This is a genomic window from Candidatus Neomarinimicrobiota bacterium (assembly GCA_022560655.1).
In the GTDB taxonomy this organism is placed as follows: Bacteria; Fidelibacterota; Marinisomatia; order SCGC-AAA003-L08; family TS1B11; genus JADFSS01.
The window spans coordinates 1-7087 of sequence record JADFSS010000089.1 but is presented as its reverse complement, the minus strand read 5'-3'; the positions used below and the strand labels follow the sequence as shown (position 1 = coordinate 7087).

The following is a 7087-nucleotide window of genomic DNA, read 5'->3' as shown; positions in this document are numbered from 1 at the left end:
CATGCTGGAGCTGGAGGCGATGGGTTTGGAGCGCGCCCAGACCGAGGTCTCGGTTCAGTACATCGACCACAATCTGCTGCAGACCGATTTCAAGAATGCCGACGATCACGTCTTTCTTCGCAGTGCGTGCAGAAAATTCGGTCTTTGGTACAGCGGCCCGGGAAACGGTGTGAGTCATCCCGTCCACATGGAACGATTTGGGATTCCCGGCAAGACGTTGCTGGGCTCCGACAGCCACACCACCGCTGCCGGTTCTCTAGGGATGCTGGCGATGGGAGCCGGGGGACTGGAGGTGGCGCTGGCGATTGCGGGCGAGCCGTTCTACGTCAGGATGCCCCAGATCTGGGGCGTGCGGCTGACCGGCGAGTTGCCCGACTGGGTGAGCGCGAAGGACGTGATCCTGGAGCTGCTGCGCAGGCATGGCGTCGACGGTGGCAGAGGCCAGATCATCGAGTATTACGGTCCAGGGCTCGGCAACCTGAGTGCAATGGACCGCCACGTCATTGCCAACATGGGCACCGAGCTGGGTGCTACGACCACGGTCTTTCCCTCCGACGGGGAGGTCAGGAAATTCTTGAGAACGCAGGACCGGGAGGACGATTGGGCCGAGCTCCTTCCCGATGGTGGCGCCACGTACGATCGGCAGGATGAGATCGACCTGTCCAAACTGGAGCCCTTGATCGCGCTCCCCAGCAGCCCGGGCAAGGTAGTACCGGTAACCCAGGTCGCCGGCCGAGAGGTGTACCAGACCATGATCGGCTCATCCGCCAATCCGGGGCTCAGAGATTTCGCCATACCGGCTCTCATCGTGGAAGGCCGGCAGGTGCACGGCCGGGTATCGTTCGATATCAACCCCACCTCACGCCAGATCCTGGAGAACCTCTCCGAAATGGGGCTGCTGAACCGCCTGATTCACGCTGGGGGCCGGATCCATCAGACAGGCTGCAACGGTTGCATTGGGATGGGGCAAGCCCCGGCCACTGACCGCATCAGTCTGCGCACCGTGCCCCGGAATTTCCCGGGCCGGTCGGGCACCATGGAGGATCAGGTCTACCTGTGCAGCCCGGAAACTGCGGCCGCTTCGGCGCTCACGGGAGTGATCACCGACCCGCGGACCCTCGACATGGAGTACCCGAGGTACGAGGAACCGGCTGAGATCACCCTCAACTCAGCGCTGTTGGTCCCGCCGGCTCCAGCGGGCGACGAAACTGTGCTCGAGAAAGGTCCCAACATCAAGCCGCTGCCAGAGTTCGACCCGCTCGCTGAAACGATCGAGGGCCCGGTCCTGATGGTTGTGGGCGACGATATTTCCACTGATGCAATCATGCCTGCGGGCAGTAAAGTGCTGCCCTACCGCAGCAATATCCCGGAGATCAGCAAGTTCGTCTTCTCTCAGATCGACGAGCAGTATTATGAGCGAGCCATGGCGCAGCGAGAAGCTGGATCTTTGGTCGTCGGTGGAGAGAACTACGGTCAGGGTTCAAGCCGCGAACACGCCGCCATCGCCCCGCGGTACATGGGCCTCCGGGCCGTCATCGCCAAGAGTTTCGCCCGTATCCACTGGCAGAACCTGATCAACTTCGGAATCTTGCCACTGACCTTTGAGAACCCGGGGGACTGGGAACGCATCGATCGTGACGACGTATTGACGATCCCCGATGTGCGAGCGGCGATACAGAAGGGGTCGCGACTAAAAGTGCTTAACAAACATAAGGGCCACAGCTATCAAACTGAGCACTCCATGAGCGACCGTCAGGTGCAAATCATGCTGTCAGGCTCGCTCATCAATATGGTCCGGAAGAGGCTGGGGTGACGGAACTGCCCGCAGGGTCACCGCGCTGCTGGTGGCGGGCTTCCCGGTGGCCACGGCGCCGGCCTGAATCTTGGCCCCGTTGTGGCGTTCCGCAGGTATCTGAAATCCCAGCTTGATGGCCGGGTCGGCCCACTGCTGGCCGGCCTGGCCCTGTGGCATCCTTCGGGCGCGGGGGCGGGCCACATCCTGGGCCCCAAAACCGGACTTAACTGGCTGGCCGCCGCCAACCCTCTTCCCTCCCCTGCCAGGTAGATAAAACGGCTGCGTACCTGCCCCGTAAGGAGGGGGGCAGGTTGCGAAAATTGGGGCTTCCTGGCTGTATGGCAGGGGTGGTGCCGGCCTCTGTTTTATTCCCGGCGCTTTTGCTATCCTGTTACATTAAACTGATATTTGACCCCACCACGGCGCCTGATATCAGCCACGGAGAAGGGCTGGAGGCGTTGCGAGTGGCCACGAGCGCAAACGAAAGCAAATACCGCAAATTAAGTTGAGGCCCACGGCACAAATCATGGGGCCTGTTGGTCGTTCTACCCACCGTGGGCTTAGAAATATTCAATACCAATTTAGTCCCCAGTGGCCCAGAGATGATCCCTATGGTCGCATGGATGATTCCGAATCTTCACTGAGCTCAACGGTGCTGAGTCTGGCGGTGCTCCGGTTTGGCCAGGGGCGCTCCCACCGCTGGGCAGCCTGCGCCCGGTCGCGTCAGGGGGTTGGTGACTTCTTCGCCCTTCTTTTCGCCTTTCGCCAGCGTTGATAGCCAGACAACAGGTCATGGAGCTTCCAAACCTTCTTGTGCCGGGCAACGTTCAGCCTGCCTTCCACCAGATCACGTTTGCTGCCAACCCAAAGGCCTTTCGTCCCGGGCCCCCTGGGGGTAAACATGACTTGGCTGGCGTAGGGCTTCAGGGCTTGCTGGTAGTGAGGACGCTGGGCATCATGGAGCACCACGATTCCGTCGTTCGCAATCCACTCATGGGCCTTTGCAAGGCAGTCGACCCTGGCCCGGCCGTCCACCAAAATGAAATCCAGCGGAGCCAACTTTCCGCCATATTCAACGTAATCGGTGAGATCGGCATAGGCACCGTCATTGTGGTCATCCGTCCACGGGTAGGCATTTGGGGGCCACGTGCACCGCTTCGACGCGCGGATCGGTGTTCATGCTGCGCACATTCGCAGCCCATTCCTCATCGTGCTCCACGGCTATCCAGCGGGCCGATTCGTTGGGTAAGTAGCGCGAATAGTAAAGGGTTCTGTACCCGGCACCCCACTCCAGGCAGCGCTGGGGCTGGAGATTTGTGAGCAGCTCCTCAATGATCAGGATTTCACGGTATTTCATCCATGGCTTGATGACGGGGCCACGCTTCCGCAGGATCGAATCACGGGTCTTACGATAATTTTCTGTGAGCAGCAGGAGCAGGAGGCCCTTGCCTTTCGGGGCGGTGTTCATCTGATGCTATTCAATGCTGGGTTCCAAGGTTACATGTTCCATGAGCAAATGGCGGCGTTCCCAGATGCGGCGTCATCCTGGTTTTGGCCTGATATCGTCCAGCTGGCCGCTCCAGTCGGGCTTTTTTTGCACAAGCAGACGAATGACGATAACGGGATACAGCACCAACTCCTGCAGGATGTACAAACGACGACCAACTTTCATCCCGAACCACCTCATCCACCTACTATCAGAGTAATGGGAGAAAGTTCGGAACCAGCGGGTTGCAAAGCGAAAGTTGTAGATCATGAAAAAGGGATAGAGCCCATAAAACCGCAGCGGAAAGTAGTCCGCCACCACCCAGTGATAATACTGAAGGTGATTCACGAGAACCCGGTTAAGGGTCAAATACCTCTTCCCCAAACCGCCGGGGATATCAAACTGCCTGAGGACCACCGGCTCAGGATCAAACATCAGGTATTCACCGGGCAGCAATGCCCTCCGCAGCTTAAAGCAGAATGAATGTTCATCAATGTTGGTGACGTAAGGGTACCAGCCCCCCAGTGCCACGACATAGGATCGACGGATGGAAGCATTCATACCGTGAAGCCATTCCACCGGCTTTTTGGGTCGGTCGATGCCGGTAAGATCCCGCCCGCGCAGGAAAAAAGAGTAGGTGAGGCAACGGTCGTATGCGGCGTCAGGGTTTTTGTAGGGAACCCGCTCGTTGGGTTTCTTGATACAGCGGCCTGATACGCCAACGCACAACGGGTCATGATAATGTTTCGCGTGGGATGATATCCAGGTTGTGCCAATCGGCAGGTCATCGTCATCGATAAACAGGACGATTTCCCCCCTGCTGTGGAGCACGCCCGTATTTTTGGCGCCTGCCGAGCCTAGAGGCTGCGATCGAATCACGCGGACCCGAGGGTCGAGTCTTTCAAACGACGCCCGATATTCTTCCCACAGGTCATTCTCACTCTGTTCGACAACAACCACCTCAAAATTAGCGTAATCCTGGCTCAGGCAGACTTCAAGAAGCTCAGGCACCATTGACAAGCGGTTGTAGGAACGAATCACCACCGAAACCATGGGATTGGTTAGAGACGGGTTCATGACGGTTCAACTCTCTGGAAATGGTGCGCCACCGGAGTATGCTCGATCTTGACCATCAGGCGTCTTTAGGTCGGACGTCGTCCAACCGACCGCTCCAGGCTGGCCGCTGGGCGGTGAGCACGCGATACAGGGTATAGGGGAATTTCAGGAACTCCAGTAGGATGTTGAGGCAGCGCCGGTATACGCGGGCCAGGTTCCTGGATGGGACTGGCTGATTCGGGGGCTTAACAAGTTGCAGGCAAGCATCGATGATTTCAAGCACGGAGGGGAGCCGGTTATACGAGCGGATGAGGACAGTTACAAACGAATTGGGGAGCGACTTATTCACGCTGCTTGTAGATCAGTAACAAACTTCACGGCGCGGTCGGTGCTATATCCATCGTTAAAATAGAAGCAGTTCTGTAGCAGCTGCCGGCAGGCCTCAGTGTGCGGTGAAGCGAGATTATCTACGACCATATTCAGAATATTCGCACGTGGTGATCCGTCATAGACCTGGGTGATTGAACGAACATCCATCTCCGTCGGCATCTTATGGAGATCAACCGGCTCCAGTTCGGCAACGATCATGGGCTTGCCGGTAATGAGGTACTCGTACTGGATGGAAGAAGTATCGCTTATCAGCAGGTCCGACACGGCGAAATCACTCATCGTATCGTGACGCAGAAGATCGTTCGGATTTGAGAAGTATACGTGTCTGATACCGTTGATAGCAGCCCACGCCTTGATCTTGGGTATCGATCTTGAGACGAAGTGATGCGGTCGAACGATCAGATTGAATTCCCCGGTCAGCTCCCGGCAGAAACGATAGACCAGTTGGTGCAGAGTGCCCTTGCCTTTCTGCCAGGTAGGCGCGTAGAGGATGTTCTTCCGGTCTCGGTCCACGATCCCCAGGTTATCCATACATATATCTCGATCGATCTCCCCTTTAACATACGCGTCAAAACGGGGATTCCCTATGGAGACTAGTCGCTCTTCGGGAATCGATACCTGTGAATCCTGCAGCTTTTTCAGATGCTTGGGCCCTGAAAGGAAATGATAATCGAACGCCCTCAGGTTATCGAGATTGCCACCGTATTTGCGATCGCCGGTTCCGTGTCCTTGGAAGATGGTGGTGCAGGATCCTCCGGGAGAGGCGAAGCGGGTAACGGTATGGGAGATAATGGTGCCATTCGGGCCGGGGATCTTGTCCGGGTCGCACCTGATAACAGGGGGGGTGTTCAGGAAAGTTTTAATGTCAGGGAAAGCTGTTCCGTTGCGCATCCGGTGTTTAAAGCGGAGCACTTTCCGGAATTTCGGGACGACGAAAATTCCTCCGACTCGCTCATAAATCGGTCTGGAAAAGGAAAACTGATAGACCTGGTTCGCGTAGAAGTAGATGTTCAGGGTGCTACCCCGGGATGTCGGAATAATATCAGGCACCCGTTCATTAATGGCTGGGGTCACGGGTCTGGTACATAACTGCCCTGGGCATACCGGACGGCTTCGGGGGTATCAATATCGATCCAGTAGTAGTCGCCAATATCCACGCCCCCCAGTTTCCTGTCCGAAATCGCAAGATTGCATGCTGACGCCACTGACCCTTCACCAGCATCCGCCGTTTCTGCCAGCAGATCAAAGAATTCATATCGGCATTTGAACAGACCGCAATCAATGGCCTGATAGTCCTGTAAATCCTTCGACATGCCGGTAATGATACTCGAATGGTCTGGATCGACCGAAATCTTTATGCCGTCCTCCAGATCAAAAATGCGATTCGGCTGAAAATCTAGACCCACGTTAGCCACAAGATTGAGCATACCACTGCTTGCGATCCTCTTCAACAGGCGATGGCCGTACAAAGGGTCGCTCATGGAAACCGGGAAGTCTTCCCCAGCGGGATTGAGCGCTTTCGACTGCAGAACACTGCGGCCGATGGGCAGCTTCCAGTCTGGATTATTAACGGTATCAATGTCCAGATTCAGGTCAATCTCTGCCAGGTAAGCGAGAATTTTTCCTTTTTCGTACCCGTGACGATAACACAACTAGAAATACCGGTTTGCACGCAATTTCCCAGCAGATGGTATAGAACCGGCTGGTCGTGAATCTTGAGAAGGATTTTCGGGAGTGTGTTGCCTGTAGAATGAAGCCGTGTACCCATGCCGGCTGCGATAATGACCAGTTTCACCTGATATTAAGTCTAATAATTGACCTGCCCCCGTTGTTTGGACCACATGGTAAGTTAGTCTTTGAGGTTTCAGTTGACACGTAATTGAGTTGGTTGTTGGGTGAGTGGAAGTATGGCTTCTGGAGCTGGAGGACGGTATCCAAGACTGTTGTGAGGACGGATATGATTGTATTCTCATCTCCATCTATCGATCAAGACCTTGGCTTCATAAAGCGTATCGAAGATCTCCAGGTTGAGCAGTTCATCCCTTAGTTTCCCATTAAAAGGCTCGACATAGCCGTTCTCCCAAGGGCTGGCTGGCGTGATGTATTAGCTCTTCATACTTGATCTTTTGCAGCCAGCGTCGGATGCTCTCTGCGTAAATTTTGAGCCGTTGTCACTGCGGATATGGTGCCGTAGGCAGGACCCATCATTGAGCCAAAATCTGCTCCTCCAGGGTTGTCTGGAGGGAACCTTCTGCCCCTCCCTGCGCCAGATTCGCTCGACACGATTATGGTTTACCGGCCACCCCTCAGCCCGATGCAGGGCCGTTATGCGTCGGTATCCGTATCGGCCGTACTGGCGG

At 56.0% G+C, this 7087-nt stretch carries 11 protein-coding genes; 1 reads left to right on the top strand and 10 read right to left on the bottom strand.

The features are described 5' to 3' along the window. Positions 1 to 1813: aconitate hydratase (locus tag IH971_10220; GenBank protein ID MCH7498213.1), on the top strand; the 1813-nt coding region annotated here is incomplete at its 5' end. Here the strand turns inward: IH971_10220 and IH971_10215 are convergent. From IH971_10215 to IH971_10170, 10 genes are all read right to left on the bottom strand, one after another. Continuing rightward, positions 1772 to 1972, bottom strand: coding sequence for a hypothetical protein (locus IH971_10215; protein MCH7498212.1), 201 nt, complete (start codon positions 1970 to 1972; stop codon positions 1772 to 1774). The genes IH971_10220 and IH971_10215 overlap by 42 nt on opposite strands. Positions 1973 to 2518: 546 nt before the next feature. Continuing rightward, the gene (locus IH971_10210) at positions 2519 to 2854 is read right to left on the bottom strand and encodes a hypothetical protein (protein MCH7498211.1); all 336 of its coding nucleotides are present in this window, start codon (positions 2852 to 2854) and stop codon (positions 2519 to 2521) included. A gap of 55 nt (positions 2855 to 2909) precedes the next feature. Next, a complete protein-coding gene (locus IH971_10205; GenBank protein ID MCH7498210.1) occupies positions 2910 to 3263 on the bottom strand; it encodes a hypothetical protein in 354 nt (117 codons plus the stop codon). 72 nt (positions 3264 to 3335) lie between these two features. Further along, positions 3336 to 4334, bottom strand: a complete 999-nt coding sequence (locus IH971_10200) for a glycosyltransferase family 2 protein (GenBank protein MCH7498209.1) — start codon at positions 4332 to 4334, stop codon at positions 3336 to 3338. A gap of 79 nt (positions 4335 to 4413) precedes the next feature. Continuing rightward, positions 4414 to 4686 carry a hypothetical protein gene (locus IH971_10195; GenBank protein ID MCH7498208.1) on the bottom strand — a complete coding sequence of 91 codons (273 nt, stop codon included), beginning with the start codon at positions 4684 to 4686 and terminating at the stop codon, positions 4414 to 4416. Next, positions 4683 to 5801: a CDP-glycerol glycerophosphotransferase family protein gene (locus tag IH971_10190; GenBank protein ID MCH7498207.1), complete on the bottom strand. Its 1119-nt coding sequence runs from the start codon at positions 5799 to 5801 to the stop codon at positions 4683 to 4685. Before IH971_10190 ends, IH971_10195 begins: the two co-directional genes overlap by 4 nt. After that, entirely contained in the window at positions 5798 to 6379 is a 582-nt protein-coding gene (locus IH971_10185) for a hypothetical protein (GenBank protein ID MCH7498206.1), read from the bottom strand. The genes IH971_10190 and IH971_10185 overlap by 4 nt, the downstream gene beginning before the upstream one ends. Continuing rightward, the gene (locus IH971_10180; GenBank protein MCH7498205.1) at positions 6316 to 6522 is read right to left on the bottom strand and encodes an NTP transferase domain-containing protein; all 207 of its coding nucleotides are present in this window, start codon (positions 6520 to 6522) and stop codon (positions 6316 to 6318) included. Before IH971_10180 ends, IH971_10185 begins: the two co-directional genes overlap by 64 nt. A 174-nt stretch (positions 6523 to 6696) precedes the next feature. Further along, the gene (locus IH971_10175) at positions 6697 to 6828 is read right to left on the bottom strand and encodes a transposase (GenBank protein ID MCH7498204.1); all 132 of its coding nucleotides are present in this window, start codon (positions 6826 to 6828) and stop codon (positions 6697 to 6699) included. 3 nt (positions 6829 to 6831) lie between these two features. Continuing rightward, positions 6832 to 7087: transposase (locus IH971_10170; GenBank protein MCH7498203.1), on the bottom strand; the 256-nt coding region annotated here is incomplete at its 5' end.